At 42.4% G+C, this 18128-nt stretch carries 22 protein-coding genes; 2 read left to right on the top strand and 20 right to left on the bottom strand.

Going from position 1 to position 18128, the window contains the following annotated elements; all coding sequences use genetic code 11:
* Positions 1-39: 39 nt before the first annotated feature.
* Positions 40-1416: a sensor histidine kinase gene (locus AC1DE7_RS01340; RefSeq protein WP_315372199.1), complete on the bottom strand. Its 1377-nt coding sequence runs from the start codon at positions 1414-1416 to the stop codon at positions 40-42.
* Positions 1413-2090, bottom strand: coding sequence for a response regulator transcription factor (locus AC1DE7_RS01335; RefSeq protein WP_282322204.1), 678 nt, complete (start codon positions 2088-2090; stop codon positions 1413-1415). Before AC1DE7_RS01335 ends, AC1DE7_RS01340 begins: the two co-directional genes overlap by 4 nt.
* A 291-nt stretch (positions 2091-2381) precedes the next feature.
* Here AC1DE7_RS01335 and AC1DE7_RS01330 point away from each other — a divergent pair, with 291 nt between their 5' ends.
* A complete protein-coding gene (locus tag AC1DE7_RS01330; protein WP_477533592.1) occupies positions 2382-3365 on the top strand; it encodes a cation diffusion facilitator family transporter in 984 nt (327 codons plus the stop codon).
* 131 nt (positions 3366-3496) lie between these two features.
* Here AC1DE7_RS01330 and AC1DE7_RS01325 read toward each other — a convergent pair whose 3' ends face one another.
* The 14 genes from AC1DE7_RS01325 to AC1DE7_RS01260 form a co-directional block, all read right to left on the bottom strand.
* Positions 3497-4354: a hypothetical protein gene (locus AC1DE7_RS01325; RefSeq protein ID WP_127544787.1), complete on the bottom strand. Its 858-nt coding sequence runs from the start codon at positions 4352-4354 to the stop codon at positions 3497-3499.
* Between the two features lie 158 nt (positions 4355-4512).
* Positions 4513-4968 (bottom strand): hypothetical protein, encoded by a 456-nt coding sequence (locus tag AC1DE7_RS01320; protein WP_477533591.1) that lies wholly within the window; start codon positions 4966-4968, stop codon positions 4513-4515.
* A 71-nt stretch (positions 4969-5039) separates the two neighbouring features.
* A complete protein-coding gene (locus AC1DE7_RS01315; RefSeq protein ID WP_477533590.1) occupies positions 5040-5366 on the bottom strand; it encodes an MBL fold metallo-hydrolase in 327 nt (108 codons plus the stop codon).
* Between the two features lie 91 nt (positions 5367-5457).
* Positions 5458-5814 carry a hypothetical protein gene (locus tag AC1DE7_RS01310; RefSeq protein WP_339286191.1) on the bottom strand — a complete coding sequence of 119 codons (357 nt, stop codon included), beginning with the start codon at positions 5812-5814 and terminating at the stop codon, positions 5458-5460.
* A 15-nt stretch (positions 5815-5829) separates the two neighbouring features.
* Positions 5830-6423, bottom strand: coding sequence for a MepB family protein (locus AC1DE7_RS01305; RefSeq protein ID WP_477533589.1), 594 nt, complete (start codon positions 6421-6423; stop codon positions 5830-5832).
* Positions 6424-6868: 445 nt separating this feature from the next.
* Complete coding sequence (locus AC1DE7_RS01300; RefSeq protein WP_282318893.1) at positions 6869-7462, bottom strand: DUF7683 domain-containing protein; 594 nt, start codon at positions 7460-7462, stop codon at positions 6869-6871.
* A 946-nt stretch (positions 7463-8408) separates the two neighbouring features.
* Positions 8409-8882 (bottom strand): NUDIX domain-containing protein, encoded by a 474-nt coding sequence (locus tag AC1DE7_RS01295; protein ID WP_282318894.1) that lies wholly within the window; start codon positions 8880-8882, stop codon positions 8409-8411.
* 20 nt (positions 8883-8902) lie between these two features.
* Positions 8903-9448 carry an HAD-IIIA family hydrolase gene (locus tag AC1DE7_RS01290; RefSeq protein ID WP_477533887.1) on the bottom strand — a complete coding sequence of 182 codons (546 nt, stop codon included), beginning with the start codon at positions 9446-9448 and terminating at the stop codon, positions 8903-8905.
* Positions 9449-9489: 41 nt separating this feature from the next.
* Positions 9490-9744: a hypothetical protein gene (locus AC1DE7_RS01285; RefSeq protein WP_405158825.1), complete on the bottom strand. Its 255-nt coding sequence runs from the start codon at positions 9742-9744 to the stop codon at positions 9490-9492.
* 283 nt (positions 9745-10027) lie between these two features.
* Positions 10028-10468 (bottom strand): oxidoreductase, encoded by a 441-nt coding sequence (locus tag AC1DE7_RS01280; RefSeq protein ID WP_477533886.1) that lies wholly within the window; start codon positions 10466-10468, stop codon positions 10028-10030.
* 31 nt (positions 10469-10499) lie between these two features.
* Positions 10500-11363 (bottom strand): DUF4085 family protein, encoded by an 864-nt coding sequence (locus AC1DE7_RS01275; RefSeq protein ID WP_477533588.1) that lies wholly within the window; start codon positions 11361-11363, stop codon positions 10500-10502.
* Between the two features lie 186 nt (positions 11364-11549).
* Positions 11550-11939, bottom strand: a complete 390-nt coding sequence (locus tag AC1DE7_RS01270) for a hypothetical protein (protein ID WP_477533587.1) — start codon at positions 11937-11939, stop codon at positions 11550-11552.
* Positions 11940-11999: 60 nt separating this feature from the next.
* Positions 12000-12494 carry an NUDIX hydrolase gene (locus tag AC1DE7_RS01265; protein WP_477533586.1) on the bottom strand — a complete coding sequence of 165 codons (495 nt, stop codon included), beginning with the start codon at positions 12492-12494 and terminating at the stop codon, positions 12000-12002.
* A gap of 18 nt (positions 12495-12512) precedes the next feature.
* On the bottom strand, positions 12513-12899 hold the full coding sequence (locus AC1DE7_RS01260; protein ID WP_100529635.1) for a winged helix-turn-helix transcriptional regulator: 387 nt from the start codon (positions 12897-12899) through the stop codon (positions 12513-12515).
* A 247-nt stretch (positions 12900-13146) separates the two neighbouring features.
* Here AC1DE7_RS01260 and AC1DE7_RS01255 point away from each other — a divergent pair, with 247 nt between their 5' ends.
* Complete coding sequence (locus AC1DE7_RS01255) at positions 13147-13734, top strand: NAD(P)H oxidoreductase (protein ID WP_405159372.1); 588 nt, start codon at positions 13147-13149, stop codon at positions 13732-13734.
* A 130-nt stretch (positions 13735-13864) separates the two neighbouring features.
* On the opposite strand, the gene AC1DE7_RS01250 is transcribed toward AC1DE7_RS01255, so the two are convergent.
* From AC1DE7_RS01250 to AC1DE7_RS01235, 4 genes are all read right to left on the bottom strand, one after another.
* On the bottom strand, positions 13865-14506 hold the full coding sequence (locus AC1DE7_RS01250) for a FusB/FusC family EF-G-binding protein (protein ID WP_127544812.1): 642 nt from the start codon (positions 14504-14506) through the stop codon (positions 13865-13867).
* Positions 14507-14802: 296 nt separating this feature from the next.
* Entirely contained in the window at positions 14803-16419 is a 1617-nt protein-coding gene (locus AC1DE7_RS01245) for a xylulokinase (protein WP_477533885.1), read from the bottom strand.
* A 120-nt stretch (positions 16420-16539) separates the two neighbouring features.
* Complete coding sequence (locus AC1DE7_RS01240) at positions 16540-17007, bottom strand: GNAT family N-acetyltransferase (RefSeq protein WP_100529638.1); 468 nt, start codon at positions 17005-17007, stop codon at positions 16540-16542.
* 235 nt (positions 17008-17242) lie between these two features.
* Positions 17243-18115, bottom strand: coding sequence for a carbohydrate ABC transporter permease (locus tag AC1DE7_RS01235; protein WP_127544821.1), 873 nt, complete (start codon positions 18113-18115; stop codon positions 17243-17245).
* Positions 18116-18128: the final 13 nt, after the last annotated feature.

Genomic DNA, 18128 nt, shown 5'->3' with positions numbered 1-18128 from the left:
AGTATAGGAGGCGAAAATGAACGGCAAATGAATAACAGATTACATCTGCGGAAGTGTCACGATAAAGACCGTACCCTCAGGCGAACTGGAAACCTCGATTGTACCGTCATGAATTCGGATAATTTTCTGCACAATGGCAAGTCCAAGCCCGGTTCGTCCAGAAGAACGTTCCCGCGCACGATCCACCCGATAGAATCGATCGAACAGGAAAGGCAGATGCTCCGCAGCAATTCCGTCTCCTGTATCCCGAATCTGAATCACACACTGGTTATCTGTCTGCTCGGCGTGAATCTCAATGCTTCTTCCCTGTGGTAGATGGTTCACCGCATTGCCCAGTAGATTCATCCAAACTTGCATGAGCAGCACTTCATTACCGACTAGCTGGATGGATTCAGGCACCGAAATCCGAAGCAACAGTTCTTTTTCTTCCAATTGCCATTGCAGCACCTGAACGGCTTGCCGGAATTGATCTCGCAGAGAGAACTTTACTTTGCTCAGATCTTCGTTGCCTTGTTCTAGGGAGGACAGGAGTAGCAGTTGTTTGCTGAGCAAAGAGAGATGACGGCTCTCCTCCTCAATGATTGATGCATAGTGCTCTCTTTCCTGTTCAGGCAGATCCCGATCCGCCACCAATTGGGCAAAACCCTGAATCGAGGTCAACGGTGATTGAATCTCATGCGATACATTCGATACAAACTGCTGCCGCGCCTGATCTACCCTCTCCAATTCACGACTCATGGTCATGAAATGCTGGGCCAATTGCCCAATCTCGTCACGCCGTGCGGTAGGCAATTTCAGATTATATTTTCCTTGCGCAATCCGTTTGGTTGCCTCGGACAGACGTTCAATCGGATTGACCAGATAACGGGTACTGATCAGAAAGATCAGGATACTAATACCTATCGTCAATGCTCCAATCAGCGCAAAAAAGATCCGTAGCTCACCGAATTGCAGAATTACATCCGGACGCATAAAGAGGGCGTAATTCGCACTGCCTAGCTGTAGATGAACACCCACGGTATTGCTTAATTGATTATCAAAGAAGCCGGTAATGAACGGTTTGCTTGGAAACTGGGCGACGCCATGGTATACCTCACCATTCAACACCAGTTCTACAACTTGCTTGTCCAGATCTTTCTCACGGAATTCGCGGCCGTAGAATTGGTCGTTGCCTTTTCCATCCGTCACATAGATTTCGTACCCGAGTGCGGCAGCATTGTTCAGATAATCCTCCATTGTACCGGGTTGCTGTTCCACAAATTGCTTCATTTGCATCGCGATGCCCACCAGCTTCTCATCATTGAAATCCTTGAGCTTTGTATGATAGTAGATGTTGGACAAAAGAAAACCAAGCATGCCGCTGACCATAATCACGGCAATTGTAATGAGGAATACCCGGACGTACAAGGTCCTCAAGGTGCTTTCACCTCCATCTTGTAACCAATACCCCGCACAGTCTGGATGATGAAATCGTCCGTATAATCGGCAAAACGATCACGCAATCGCTTGATATGTACATCAACGGTACGGTCATCTCCTTCGTAGTCTGCTCCCCAAACGAGCCGAATGAGCTCATCCCGCGAGAACAACCTCCCTGGAAACTGGGCAAGCTGTGAGAGTAATTCAAATTCTTTCATCGGTAAAAAGAGAATGGATTGCCCATCGGTAACCTCCACATTGTTACGGTCAATGACGATCCGGTTCATACGGATAATATCGCTGGATGTGCGATGGTACCGACGAAATAACGCCTTTACCCGGTAGACTAATTCTTCCGGTTCAAATGGCTTGGTCACATATTCATCTGTTCCTTTCAAATAACCATCTCTCTTGTCAGATAGCTGATCTCGTGCCGTCAGCAACATAATTGGAATATCGTAGTGCTGCCGAATGTAATCACATAACTCCAGTCCGTCCATGCCGGGCATCATCACATCGAGGATCGCCAGATCGATCGGCGTTTCTTGCATCAGTTTGACCGCTGCCAATCCATCCTGCGCTTCATGGACCCGATACCCTTCTTTAGTCATGACATGCCGCAGGAGTGCTCGAATATTGGCATCATCGTCTGCCAGCAGCAGATGTTTCATATCGTTGTCCGCCCTTCTATGTAGCGAGTATATCTCACTTTGATCCTGCACAGATGGTAGCATAAAAGCAATCTTATTCGCCAGCACATGCATGGAGACACCCTGGACATGTTTATATTTTCTTAAATCTGGTTGACACTACTAAGAGGCAGAACTATAATAAATCCATAACATATGAACGAACGCTCATATATTCATTTGTAGATGATCACACATTGCCAAAAATCATCTATATTCCACACTAGAAATCATATTACATAACGGAGCAAGGCTCCAAAGGAGAGGATTTATATGTCCGGACATCATCACAGTCATAACCATGGGCAAGATCATGGACACAACCACGCTCACACCACCAATAACAAGAAAGTCCTGTTGTTTTCCTTCATTATTATTACCATCTATATGATCGTTGAAGCCATTGGTGGATTCATCACCAACAGTCTCGCGCTTATCTCGGATGCAGGTCATATGTTGTCCGATTCCATTGCGCTCGGGATCGCTTTGCTGGCGTTCACCTTTGGTGAAAAAGCGGTGAATACTGGCAAAACGTACGGATACAGAAGATTTGAAATTTTGGCCGCTACGTTAAACGGAATTACGTTAATCGCCATTGCACTCTACATTTTCTACGAAGCGATTGGGCGTTTCATCAACCCGCCAGAAGTCGCAACCGTAGGCATGTTGATCATCAGCGTCATTGGGTTGCTCATCAATATTCTGGTGGCCTGGATCATGATGCGAGGTAGTGATACGGAAAATAATCTGAATATGCGCGGTGCTTATCTCCATGTCATTAGCGACATGCTGGGATCGGTTGGGGCCATTGCGGCAGCCCTGCTCATGATGTTCTTTGGCTGGGGTTGGGCCGATCCACTTGCAAGTGTAATTGTCGCGGCGTTGGTATTACGAAGTGGTTTCTATGTCACCAAATCATCCCTGCATATTTTGATGGAAGGCACTCCAGCCAATGTCGATGTGAATGAACTGGTGCAGACCATCAAACAAGTCGATGGCGTTAAAGGCGTTCACGATGTGCACGTCTGGTCCATTACCAGTAACTTGAACGCGCTGACCGCTCATATCGTGGTGGATGGAACGATGGATGTCTATGCATCCGAGATCCTGATTCAGAAGATTGAACATATGCTGGAACATAAAGAAATCAAACATGTGACGCTCCAAGTGGAGTCCGAAAAACATCTGCATGACACCTCGGTATTATGTACCGTCAAAGGCGACGCACCAGATGCCCATGCGCATCATCATCATTAATTAATTCCACGTTACTGATAGTGCAAACGAAAACAGGGCAAAGCTCCGTAAGATGGAACTCTGCCCTGTTATTTATTTAGTAAGTACTTCTCTGCAAACCGGCTGCCTGCCACCAAAATTATATTTTACATTCAATATAACTTGTGTAAATAACGTGCCAGCATTTGTTCCTCCACAGACAATCCAAGCGAAACAAATCGGTTGTGGATCGCTCGAAACACATCACTATTATCGAATCCTTGTGCCTGAACATCTCGTAATAAACTAAACAGTCCTACCTGCTCTGCACTGGAGATATAGGATATAAGCTGTTCATCTTGATCATACGAAATTTCCTTCTCATGCCACGGATGAGGAACTACTCTCTTGGAGTAATCCACCAATGCATCTCCCACTCCAACACCAAGACCATCTAAGGTATCTAAAATAACTTCATTTCGCCTTGTTTGCCGAACTTCCTTACTATAGGAGTATCCGTCATGGATAAGCTGAAATCCAAAACGTTGCACAGCCAAATCTCTCACCTTCTCTTGTTCTCGGTCCCACTTTTTCTTGTCAAAATACTCACTTTCGCTCGTGTTGTCCTCTTGCTCCTTCACGTAGTCCAAATATTGTTGTTTCGATTCAAATTCATTCAACAGAAGTCCCTCATGTCCCGAGAATCCAAAGGCAAAAAAATCTCTAATATTTCTAGCTACAATCCTCGCATAACTTCCAAAAGCCATGGGATCAACCCGAACAATAGGCACTACACTCAAATCAGTAACATTTCCAAAATCAGTCAAGAAGGAGAAATGAATACCACCCATTCCGGTACGTGCAAACATGATTGCGTCAACTGGAGAACTCATATACCCGCCATTATCATGTGGATCAAATTGTAGAAAATAACCTGTTGGTGTCTCCAAATAAGGAACTTCCTGTTTAATCTCTTCCTCCCATGTGATGATTTCTTTCAGCAAATGGGGTATCTCGTAGGAATTTGTCATTAAGCGATCTCTCCTCCCTATAAAAGCAATACATATTCACTATAGTTTACCTCATTAAGTCCGTTAGCTCTTCAAAGATGAGCCGCTATAAAAAAACAGCTGACTATATAGCCAGCTGCCTGCCTAAACCATTACTGTGATAACAATATAAGGACTATCTAATCTTTTTGGACCTGCAAGATTCGATCATTAACCATTGCTTTTAGAAAAAAGAGCTCATCCCCCACCGGAACACGCCGCTGTTCTCTTTCAAACAAACTTATGGCCTCCTCCAAGGAAGCAGTTTTCACTGATTTACTGCAAGCGATTAGCTGTTCGAAGAATATTTTCATCTCTTCAGAATCACATATGGACTCGTGCCCTAACAAGAAGTGCTCCGCATCATATCGCTCGATATCCTGTATCATCGGTAATAACAAATCCTGCTTATAATGAAATAACGAACGAGTCGTTGTAGAATACGGACTGTCTCCAAGGAAAATCGTCTTTTCATCCGGAATATATACAATGGTTGAATCGTCCGTATGTGTACTTCGAATCTGATCCAGCATGCAGACCTTGTTTCCTAGATCGATCTCGAGGTATTGTTCAAAGACGATACCCGATCTACCCAACACAAAAGACTCCCTTTCAGGTATCTCATTCTGTATAACCGCCATACAGTGTGCACTAATCTTTTTGGCCTCTACATACTTACATAGGTAGCATCATCAAATGAATAATCTCTCCATTCATTCAAGCGCTTATTAGTTAAACGATTAACGATAATCGTCGCACCGAATTCATTCATTCCCAAAAAATGATCCCAATGCGCATGCGTAATAACCACATACTGAATGGGCGGCACATCTAAGCATCGAATTTCCTCGATAAAATCTCTGGCATGTTGAACCGAATTTCCACCATCGATCACCAGACTATGTTTTTCCCCACACACCAAGCCTAGTACCGGTCTTTCTCTATCATTATCGTTGGACATATAATAAATGGAATTGCTTAATTGATTTAACATGTCAATTCTTCTCCTCTATATGAGTATTTTCATATCATAGGCAGAGAAAAACCGCATGTTTATTCAAGCTAATACATGGATTTTTCTCCGTTTATGGATTTACCAATGGAATCACCTCTTTCAATCTGTGTTCCCATACACTTCTCGTAATCAGATTCAAAATCGTCCCAAGTACTAAATACGCGACGATAAACCAGATTGCTGTCTCTGCAAAAACAGACCACTGAGGCCAAAACAACCCTGCTTTACTCAGAACAATGATACCCATGAATGCCAAAATCGCAATCTGAACTATGCAGGCAAAACGCATGGAGATGGGGTATTTCCCGGGAAACTTCCCACCCATAGCATACTCGCCCCACGGCACACCTACCGCTAAAGCAACTTGAAAGAGAATCACGATTAGGATCAGGAAGGTAAATGCTATTGCTGACGTTAATACGATCATGACCACACTCCTAAATCATAGGTGATTATAATGGTTTATCATAAGTACCCGGGCTTGATCACAGTTCAATGGTTCAGTAAAAGGTACTTCCAGGAAGTATCCAAGCTGCCACTGCAGGGTTTTGTGAGCCTGCTTACTTGTTGGCTTGTCCCAAGGCGGATATACACGTATGGCGCGCTTGCCACCTTTGCCTTGATCCGATATGATATCTCGCTGTAACAATACATGCTTTGGAAATACAAATTGACCAAAGTGGTTGCCTGCGCGCGTACTAATGACATACACATCTGCTGGATCTGATCCATCATATGGCTGTGTCGTTCCATCCTCACTCCGCTGCCATAGGGTAACAAATTGTCCAATCTTGGTTGGCGTGGTTTTGGCGACGCGAAATCGAATGGAGAGAGCATTTATGGTGAACACATATGCACCATATTCAGCATTTTGTGCTTCTTCATGTGGTTGTGAGCATACAAAGCCACACTTGTCATAGATAAGTTCTTTACTGGCAAGTAAGTCACCATGGTGCTTGTCTGAGGTAATCCATGAATTATGGCTGTTCGAACTATTCTTCTCATCCAAATTATAAGGTCTTCTTAAACTCCCCATTTGATTATTCAACAAAATGCTCCCTCTCTTCCTGTTTGAAACTGAACACATAATCTGGATGCTTTTTGGCGTGAGGTGGAAGATGATGTACAGGGGAAAATTACAGATCCTGCATTCAAATACGAGCGCTACGTATTCAACTTGATGACTATTGGGAATTGAAAAGATTATATAATTTCCGTCTAGTGGCAGTGAATGATTGCTTGGTTTGATTTCGCTTAATCGTTCTATTAATTCTGCAACTTCAGATTTCCTAGTTACTGCCATCACTTGAACTTCATTCTTACGAATACCTTCACTATAAATCTCAGCGCTAACCCCCTCTATGTGAAAAAGAACATCATCATTAGCGAAGGTAAAGCCCAATACTTGAATATTAGTTACCGATGCTATGCCTTCTTGGATTCAACTATCGATTGCACGTTAGCAAAGCGGCTTATTCGCATTAACATCTAGCACATAGTCCATACCTATATTTAGTGAAATCCAACTTATGCTTTAACTTGGATTGAAAGAAATCTTGATGATCTTGCATTATTCTAAAATATCCAAAAACAGGATGCTCTTCTGATAAACCAAATACCTCGCGGTATTCCTCTAATGAAACATGTTGAACTTCCTCTTCACCAATAATGACTGGAACATCTGCGCCCACTTCACTCCATTCAACCGATCTTGTTACATCAGATTCCTCAAAATAATAGGGTGAAGTACATTCTTCAACGAATAAGTTTTTACTTTCAGCAAATTTAATGGCCTGATATGAATCATGACTACTACCGATGAACATATAATAGTCCCAACCAAAATGCACAAAAAAATGATCTTTGGCATACAATTGACAGTCAGCATAATTTCTTAATATCATCTTACATATCGTGCGAATTTCAATAATGCTATACGTCATATCTTCCTTAATACCGATGTCGCTAAATTCTTCTTCATATAACACAGATCGTTTATCTTCTTGTGAGATCGATCGATCCGATACTTGAATAGCCCGTAGAGTCTGCTGTCCTGCTTCCTTTAGAAACGCCATGATTGTATCTATGTACGCATTTTCAACGATAAGATATTGTTCAAAAGCGAATACATTCCCCTTAATTACCTTTCCAATTTCGGATGGGCATGTCCATTCATCTAGTACATTTTTGATTTGCCATTGATAATTAATTTTAATTCTCTCCTATAGGCATAGTTTGTTCTACTGCTCTTAGCTCAATAGAGCAAAACTTTAATACAAGTCATTACATTTCTTCTTAAACATTAATCTCGTCCCAATGTATAATGACATATCCAATTTGAATTAAAATCAAAACCAGATAACTTATACTTACAACGAAACTGAATGTAAAATTTCTCTGATTAATCATATACTCTTCTGTACTGATCTTACCATAATGTAATCGGGATTTAAGTCTAGTCTTTGTTTTCAATATTAAATATACCTCTATAATTCCGAATACTCCCATCCCAAAGTAAACAGCAATAATCCAGCATTTGAAACAGACAATAAAAAGAGTACGCCCTCATCCGAAGACACTCTAAATCTAAAACTTAAATTTACTACTAGGGTTAGGATAAATAAAACAATGCCAATGTAACTATAATACGGTGTGTATTTTGAACTTCTCAAGACCACTCTTCCTTTAGGGTTATTCTCACTCATTTCTCAAAACCAAAAATCGTAAAATTCTTCCGAAAACCAAAACCATAAAATCCCCAACATCATCATAATACTTCCAATTACTTTTAATAGCACTTCTACCCATCTTGGAATCTCACTGCTCGGTGGATTGTCTTCAAATTCCCAATTGGGTTTAATACGTCTGTATCTCAAGAGGACGAAACACTTATATAGAATATCTGAAAAAAAATAAACGATTACACCCATGAGAAACACCGGGATTGATATATAACCAAATGTACTGCTGGTCCACTCCATATTGATCATTTCTATTTTATTTCGATACAGGTTCAATGGATTATCTTTCAAAATGCGCCCGTTCCTCTTGGTTGGAACTAAAAATATAATCTGGGTACTGGTTTGCCATGGGTGGAAGCTGATCCTCCGGGAAAAACTGCAAATCCTTCATCTCCTCATTATCGGGAGAAAGTTGTCCGGATCTGATCCCGCATTCAAATACGATAGTCAAATATTCAACCTGATGACCATTGCTGTATGTAAACCGTCTGGCTTCACCCCCGTATATTCCGATAATCTTCTCCGGTTCAACAACTAGACCTGTCTCTTCCAGTACCTCTCTTACTATCGCTTGCGCCGGTGTCTCACCAAGCTCGATTGCTCCAGCAATCAGCCCCCAGGTTGATTCGTTATGTTTACGACCGAACAGGATCTTCCCTTGTTCATTTCGGATAATCCCAGCTACACCCGGCATAAAAACAAGCTCGTTGCCGATCTTGTCCCTCAGGTTTTTGTAATAGTCTGACATGCCCATACACAGGTACCTCCTGTCTTTTATTCTCTGAATTCCCTTCCATGAATGATCCATTGTACGGCATCCCAAATATCTTCTGCGATATAATCAGGTTCGGTCTCCGTCCATTTGTCTCTGAATTTGGTTAATGAAGATTCCCCCCAGCCTGTTCTCACCATGATCTTGGTCGCTCCTACGGCATGGGCAGCAAGCATGTCTGTATCTCCTACATCTCCAATAACGATACATTTGGATAAATCCAGACCGTGTTCCTCTGATGCCTGTAATAACATTCCGGGTTTAGGCTTTCTGCAACTGCATTCTTGCTCATGCGGACATATATAGGAGTGATCGAATCCGTACTCGCGAAATTGCTCTTCAAAATCCTCAACACTCGCTTCTCCACGTGAGATTCGATATTGATTCGTAAAAGCCAGTACCATAATTCCTTCTCGCTTTAAATGCATAATTGCTTCTTGAGCATTGGGGTATAATCTGAAATCTCTCGGATGAATAAAATGACCTGTACCACCAATTGTTCCATCTCTGTCTATAAAAACAGCTTGTACGTTCACCTGTGGGTTCATCAAGGTCCGTTCCCTTCTCAGAAAAATTTCAAGGTGTTCATCTATACTTTCTCATCAATAATATGCTTGCTACCATCTTGCTGCTTATGGTGTTGCAATTTTTTAATTTCAGTTTTCAGATAGTGTACTTCTTTGATTAATACATCCAGCTTTTTCGATGTTCTGGATGAATCTATCGCATAACGTACAATTGCTGCAAAGATAAGAACGACAATTAAACTTATAATTGAGATCACTAAAGTCCAGATAAATTCAAAAATGGTGTCCAACTCCTTGCTGTCAAAATAATAAGTCATAAAACTCTTTCGAAAACCAAAACCATATGATCCCTAGTATAACCATTATGGTGCCTAGTACTTTTAATATTATTTCGATATGTTTAGGGATATCACTATTAGGTGGGTTATCTTCAAACTCGTAATTCGGTTTAATTTCTCGATATCTCATCAGGACAAATATTTTGTATAGAAAATCAGGAAAGAAGTAACATGCAAAGCCCACGACAAATACGGGAGTAGATAAATAACCAAAGGTACTGGTGGTCCATTCCATCTCTATTTCCTTCATCCTCCTTTTTCCTTACTGAATTCCTGCCGTACCAAAAGTATTTTCGATGGCCTGTTTATAATTTTCCCAACCAAAATAAAACGGGCCTACCTGTAGGTTCTTGTCGTTCAATATGAAATCTCTCCAGATCACAATATCCTCTTCCCTATCAATCTTTACAGAAATAAATCCACACTCCTCATCCCCACACCAGGGACACACTAAAATGGGATATCTATAATACATGGATTCATGTGGTTTCTTAAGTAAAAAATAATCAATAAGAAGCCTTTGATATTCATCGCTTCCCCATCCGAGACAAGGTACCAAATCATGTTTTTTCAGCCTTTGATAGAGCGATGTACCATCAATAATAATGTCAGAGAACTTCGTATTTTTATTCCCATCCTGTTCAGGATCGAACTCATTGTATCTTGAAGCTAATTTGGTTTCTAAGGTGCTAATCTTCACTATATTTCCTCCATGTTCTTCCCCTTAGGCTCTCTCATTCTTCCTCTACGAGGATATCAGCACAGCGAACAATCAATTCAGGCATATGCTCTCCATCAAATAGAACATGAAGCTCATATCCGTTATCGATTCGATACAGCTCTTGATACAGCCAGTAACTGCCTACAATCCCACCGTCTTGCTTGATGATTTCGGGTGCAACCAGCGTAAGTTTATTTATGTTGGTGAAGCCCCCACGGGTGTCAAAACGAATGACGACCTCATCACCCGTCAGTAATTCCGTTACCGTACAATCATGATATTGAACCCGATTATGTATTTCATCGGAAATATCCTGTGCCATCATCACTTCTCTAAATTCTTTCGATATGCGTTCCATTTCTCTTCTATTCTCTGCACTCTGTTTATTCAGCTGGAGCATAACTTCTCTCGTGCAATAACCCAACGTAAAGACACGAATATCCGCAATTTGTTCAACGATTTCCTGTGGCAAATTCTCCGCCTTGTATTGAAAATTCCACTCTATCGATTCTTTGTACTCTTCCTTACATTTCTTCTCATCAAACGGAGGACGTACATCATATTCTGCAATGAGTTTCTCGATATGCGCTCGTTCTTCCGGAGGCATGTGATAAACGATCTGATCCTCTTCTGTCACTTCTTCCTCACCGAAAGCTTTGTCTACACGAGTAAGCACCTGTCCATCATGCTCCAGCATGAAACGTGGGTCCAAGTTATATAGCTCTCGCTCCTGCTTCACATGTGCTTTTTCCTTTCTTTTATACAGCCTTAAAAATAGATTCTCATCTGACTCGTTAGCTCCGTTATGTACTCTTAAACCAAAATGAAGATGTGTCTGTTGACACAGCTCATACCATTCTTTCGTTAGATATCTCATAAGCACCTCTCCTACTGGTTTTTAGAAATCTACGTCAATAATCGTGTTAGCGATAACAGATCTCGTAAAGCCTAACACCTCGACCACTTCAGATCGATCTCGTTAGAAATTGCTCTATTGTTTGCATCGCTACTCCTCCAAAATCTTCAGCCCCAACGATTCCTTATACTCAACAGACGTACTGGTCTACCCCACGGTTTGAAAAAATTTATGTTTGATCTCTTTGTCGTTTCGCGCCGCCCATTCATGCACAGCTTCTACGCCTGCGGACTCCTGACCTCGTTGAAAATAAAAACATAGATCCATCGGCACTAACCGTTTACCATAGAGTTTGATGCCAATCCGTCTGTAATTCATATAAATACACTCAATCTGAGATGCATCATATCTCTGGTTTTTCGTAGAAATCACATGATCGCTTTCCAGCGTAATACTGGGTTTAGTGAAAAACAAACGCCAGAGCAGAAAAACGATATAACCGAGAATAAAGGTCAATATAACGATCAGGAAATACTTCAGAATACCATTTTCATCATAAATAATATTTCTGAAAAACATAGCTTCAATGACCAACATACATAATAGGCTCAACCATGCTCTTGGATAAATCGTCTTGTATGTGATGAGTTCCACCTCCTAATTATTCTCTTCATTAATCCGAAGCCACTCGGAAGGGGCTTTTCTGGCAAAATGCTTTTCAACAAAATCCAAAATGTTATCAATCCCAGGCAATGCCGCATTTTCTTTGGCTTCGTCAAACGTCATCCATTGGTACTCGGTATGTTCATGATTTAACCGGACAACCTGGCTTTCATCCACATATCCTACGAATACGGGAGCGGTATAGATATACTCCCCCATGGGTGAATAATATTGTTCGAATTGATTGGCAGAATACAACCGGACTTCCGTAATACCTGTTTCCTCATGAACTTCTCTGAGTGCAGCTTCCCATGCCTTCTCGCCCTTTTCTATCCCGCCGCCAACATAACACCACTCGTTATGCAACATACGACCAGCCCGCTTTAGCATCAGTACACGGTATTGATCGAGGCTTTTCTTCAACAGAACTACAGCCACGCCTTCACAACGAATGGGAACTACCTGTTTCACGTGCTCTGCACCATCCACCTTCTCGTGCCCCTCTCTTCAACTTTCCTGAGAATCGAAATCCTCCAATACTTTAAACTTATCCCCGTGGATTTTGTCCAGATGCTCTTCTCCCCAATAACATAAATGGTCCAGCGCGGGCTTGAGTCCCCATCCGTAGTCCGTCAACTCATATTCCACTTTGGGAGGCACCTCCGAATATACTTTGCGCTGTATGATCTCATCCTTTTCAAGTCCTCTGAGCTGTGTTGTCAGCATCTTCTGTGTAATGTCCGGTATCAATCTTCGAAGCTCCGACGTGCGTTTACGTCCTGTCATCAAATGATAAATAATCAAAGGTTTCCACTTCCCGCCCATCACTTCCAGGGCCGCTTCCACGCCTACTTTATATTTTTTTGGAGCACTCGTTTCTCTATGTTCTGTCATTTTTGAACCCCTCCATAAATAGGCTGTATCCCAAGTGAAAATATAAACTTTTTGCTACTCTTCTTTCTATTATTCAAGCCCATTTCGAGCCATCCATTTAGGGTACTTTAATGTTCCTATGGCACTTCATTCTTCCTATAGAACATCAAAGTGCGTACTTCCAGATGTTTTCATACCTGTTTATAATAGCATCAGCCACTGATTTATGGCTACAAGACTGCAATCCAGAAAGGTAGTGAAAGATAAGATGAACGTACTCGTTGTAGTATCCCACCCAAGAAAAGACTCCTTGACCTTTCAGGTAGCTCAACGTTTTGCACAGGGTCTTACCGATGCCGGTCACGGTTATGAGATATTGGATTTGCATGGGATTGGCTTCGATCCAATTCTCCGAGAGATGGATGAACCAGACTATACCCAAGAAAATCAGGTGTTCTCGCCTGAGGTTGAAACCGAGATTAAGCGGTTGAAGAAACACGATGCTGTGGCTTTTGTGTTTCCTCTCTGGTGGTGGCATCTGCCAGCCATGTTGAAAGGTTATGTAGATCGTGTCATGAACAACGGATTTGCCTATGGCGCTAATAAGCTCTCTCATCAGCAGATATTGTGGATCGCTCTTTCGGGTGTGACGGAAGAACAGGTGCAGAAGCGCAACTATGGTCAATCGATCGCCAACCTGCTCAATGTGGGAATTGCCGATTACTGCGGCGTGTCCCAATCGAGGGTTGAGTTTTTATATGAAACGTTGGAATCCAAGCCTGAGCATTATGAGACACTGCTGAACCATGCACATCACTTGGGACTGAACTATGCCAACGATATTCCGACTCCATGATCGTATGAGAAAAAAAGGTATGACCCGAATATGAATTCTGAAGTTTAGTGGTACGTTCAATGGCGAATCACTACGCTTGAACACGGCAAAAAGGTCGCTCCGAAGAGCGACCCTGCCTGTGTGTCTTTCATTATTTTACTGTCGAGAGAAGAAACTTCTCCAACATAGTGATATCGGTAATGCTATGGTTGCAAGCTGTGTTATCCATGCATACGTACTGGGCAATGGAAGAAAAGTTATCCGGCGAATGAGCCTTGGTCTTCACGTTGAAGAATCCGAGCTCCTGATGACGATGACAGAACATGCAGTACCCTTTTTTGTTCGTGGGTGTAATCCGTCCCTCAATACCGAGGAATCTGCCTTCGTACGGGTACACGATGAACAAACGGCTCGTCGCAATGTCAGTCCATCTCAGATAGGTAGTACGTGCGTAATCGACTAACTCCAGATCCGGCACTTTGAGCTTTTTGGCCTTTGGAAACAGCTTTTGGATCTGCTTTGCCGATACTTGCGGATATGGAATCAGATATGATTCAAGCTGATTCAGATACGTCTGCAATTCATGTGTCGTCTCGTACGTGGATAACTGCTCCAACAGTTGCTTCTGCCCCGGAGTGAGTTCATCGAAGTTGCTCACCGCATTTGTGCCGACCGTATAACGGACGGTTTCCAATACTTTGGGATCCACAACCGAGCGTAGCGTTTTGAGCAGGAAATCAGCTTGTTTTTGAATATAATTATATTGATGATTTTGAATAAATGGTGTTTGCATGGCGTTCAGCCCCTTATTTTTATTGGAAGAACAAATAAGGTGCAAAGCCTGCGGGATGTAACATTATGTTGATATTGATTTCAGGGCAACAATCTCATTTTTGTCGCGCCCTACACAAAGTCCGCCCCTATTCAGGCTTTGCGTAAGGCTTTCTAGCGAACGAGCAATCCGGCATTATCCATATTGCCACGTCATAACCCCCAATACGATAGATATATCGAAATTATAACAGGGCATCATAGTGTAGGCAACGGGCTTCGTTCCAATTTCCTCTGTTCAAGAAATATGATTACATCTCAGGCTTTTTTCCCATTTTCCACGAAATGATCTACCGCTGACTGCTCAATGGCCAGTCCTTCTGTGTAACGCTCCATGAACAAGGCAAATCCATTCACATCCGCGCTATTTGGAGAAACCTCTTGTCCTTCTGCATCAATAAACACCTTGGTAGTAAGGTACTCCGCCAAACCCTCGTGCTGCTGCTTATTAACCATGTAGGAAGCCAAAATAGCCATTCCCCATGCGCCACCTTCACCAGCGGTAGACATGACCGACACGGGAATATTCAGTGCGGTTGCGCACATTTTTTGAGCGACTAGTGGGGTTTTGAACAATCCGCCATGCGCCCAAATGTGCTCAATCGTTACGTGCTCCTTCTGTGTGAGAATATCCAGCCCGAGCCTTAGTGCAGCAAACCCAGCAAACAGATGGACTCTCATAAAGTTTGCCAGATTGAAGCGGCTCTCTGGAGAACGTACGAACAATGGACGACCTTTTGCAATTCCTGTAATGTTCTCGCCTGAATAGTAGCCATAGCTCAGTAAGCCACCGCCATCAGCGTCAGCTTTCAGTGCTTCATTGAACAACACACTGAATAACTGGTTCATATCGGGCTTCTGTCCCATCGCCTCATAAAACTCACGGAACAAGTCGACCCAGGCATTAATATCGCTGGAGCAGTTATTCGCAAGAACCATAGCCACAGGATTGCCATCAGGTGTAGTCACGATGTCAATCTCAGGGTATACCCTAGATAGGTTTTTTTCTAATACAATCATGGCAAAAATCGATGTACCTACGGAAATGTTACCCGTACGTTTTTGGACACTATTCGTAGCAACCATGCCTGTTCCAGCATCGCCTTCCGGAGGGCAAAGTGGAATATTGGATTCCAAGTAACCTGATGGATCTAACAGTCGGGCACCAGCTTCACTAAGATATCCGGCATGTTCACCTGCAGTGTACACTTTAGGTAAAATATCTTTAAGATTCCACGTGTAGCCTTTGTCGGCAATTATATCGTCAAACTTCTTCAACATATCTTCATGGTATTCCAGTGTGGATTCATCAATTGGGAACATACCTGAGGCATCCCCTATACCAATAGCTTTACTGCCAGTTAACAGCCGATGTATGTAACCCGATAACGTCGTAATATAATTGATGTTCGTAACATGCTCTTCTCCGTTCAAAATCGCTTGATACAAATGTGCGATGCTCCAGCGCTCTGGAATTTTAAACTGGAATTTCTCGGTTAGCTCTGATGCAGCCTTCCCCGTTGTGGCATTACGCCATGTACGAAACGGAACCAATAACTCCCCATTTTGATCAAGTGCAATATAACCCTGCATCATAGCAGAACATCCGATTGAGCCAATTTTTTGTATCGTTACACCATAATTTTTTTCAATCTCTTGCTTTAATTGATGATAAGTTTGTTGCAACCCATGAATCATTTCATCGATATGGTAAGTCCAGTAACCGCCAATCAATTGATTTTCCCACTCATAACTGCTTGAACAGATGGTATTAAAATGGTGATCCATGAGTACAGCTTTGATTCGTGTGGAGCCAAATTCAATGCCTAGCGAAGTTTCTCCCCTGACTATTGCTTGTTTCAAGTTTTGATCCATCATCGTATTCATCCTCTCTCAATTTGGGCTTCGCCCGATTCGGAAATAGGTGATTTGAATAGCCCAAATCAAGGTGTAAATTTCATGAAGAAAGAGCAGGATTGGAGCTGTAACGGACAATTACAAAGTTAATACCGCCTGTACTTCGCCACATGCCAATATTTCACCAGTTTGAATAAAACCAAGAGAGTCATAAATTTTCTTCGCAGCTAGGTTTTCAGGTTTGTAGGTGAGTTCTACAACTTTGGCTTTTCCACGTGGGAAAGTTCTCGCATACTCGATTGCTTTTACTACCATTTCTTTACCATATCCCTTACCTTGGTATCGCTGGTCAATCATCATCTTGAAGATGCCATAACTGCTATAATCAAAATTGCCATCCCCGTCATCATAGTACATCGAAATAAAACCTACCATATTATCTTCCTTATAGACTGCAAAAGTAATAATAATCTGCCCCTCATCTGAGGCAACGTACGCTTCAGCAAGTGCATGTTGGTTCGAGGATATGAATCTTTGTTGGTCTGGAGTGACTTTAAGTTCAATACATTCGATAAAATTATCCCAAGTTATTCTTCTAAATTCCATTTTGAATTCCCTCCTGCATTTATTATCATTACTATTTTCTTCTCTATCTAACTGCACTAGTAAAACTCGCTTTAAAAATAAGATCATATTTCTCATCGTACCATTTTATTCAAATAAAGGTAATACACTACATATATGCAACGTTCTTTATCCATACACAAAAAAGAAGCCACCTCCCTGGCCTTCCCCAGTTCAGTGACTCCATTTTACAATCCTATTCATTTCCTACATTCAACTACTCTTTCACAGCCCCAACCACGATTCCGGTCACAAAAAAACGTTGCAGGAACGGATACACGAGCAGGATTGGCAGTGCACTGATGAAAATCTGTGACGCACGAATCGTGCGCTGAGACAGATTGGCGACAATTTCCGGGTCAACTCTCGACATATCGGCCTGCACGATGATCGTCTGCATGAATGTCGCGAGTGGCAGTTTTTCCGCATCACGGATGTAGATGATTCCGTCAAAGTATGCGTTCCAATGCCCAACCATCATGAACAGGGATACTGTAGCAATGACAGGCACAGACACGGGCAGATAAATTTTGATAAACGTCTGAAGGTGTCCTGCTCCATCGATAAATGCAGCTTCTTCAAGATCTTTGGGCACGGTACGGAAGAAATTGAGCAACAGAATGATATTAAACACTGCAACCAATCCTGGCAGGATCAGGGCCAACAATGAGTTCATCAGGCCAAGCTTCAAGATCAGGATATACCCCGGAATAAGGCCGCCGCTGAATAACATTGTAATGACAAAATACCATAGATAGATGTTACGTGCACGGAACACCCGTGTCTCCTTGGAGAGGGCGTATGCTGCAATTGTGTTCACAATTAGCGCTAGCCCTGTACCAAGCACCGTCCGCTCAACGGACACCCACAAGGAGGAGAGAAAATTGGCGTTAACAAACGTCTTCGCATAGGCCTCCAGTGTAAAACCAATCGGCCAGAGCGTAACTAACCCCGCATTGGCAGGTGCAGATGCGCTGAGCGATACCATAAGTAAGTGATACAAAGGCAGCAAACAGAGCAGGGAAATGATGGTTAAGAACACATTGTTGAATATGCTGAATATGCGGTAGGACATCGTTTTATGATACATCAGTTCGTCCTCC

This window comes from Paenibacillus sp. 10L310, assembly GCF_056395745.1.
The sequence above is the reverse complement of the archived record's forward strand: the minus strand, read 5'-3'. Positions and strand labels throughout refer to the sequence as shown.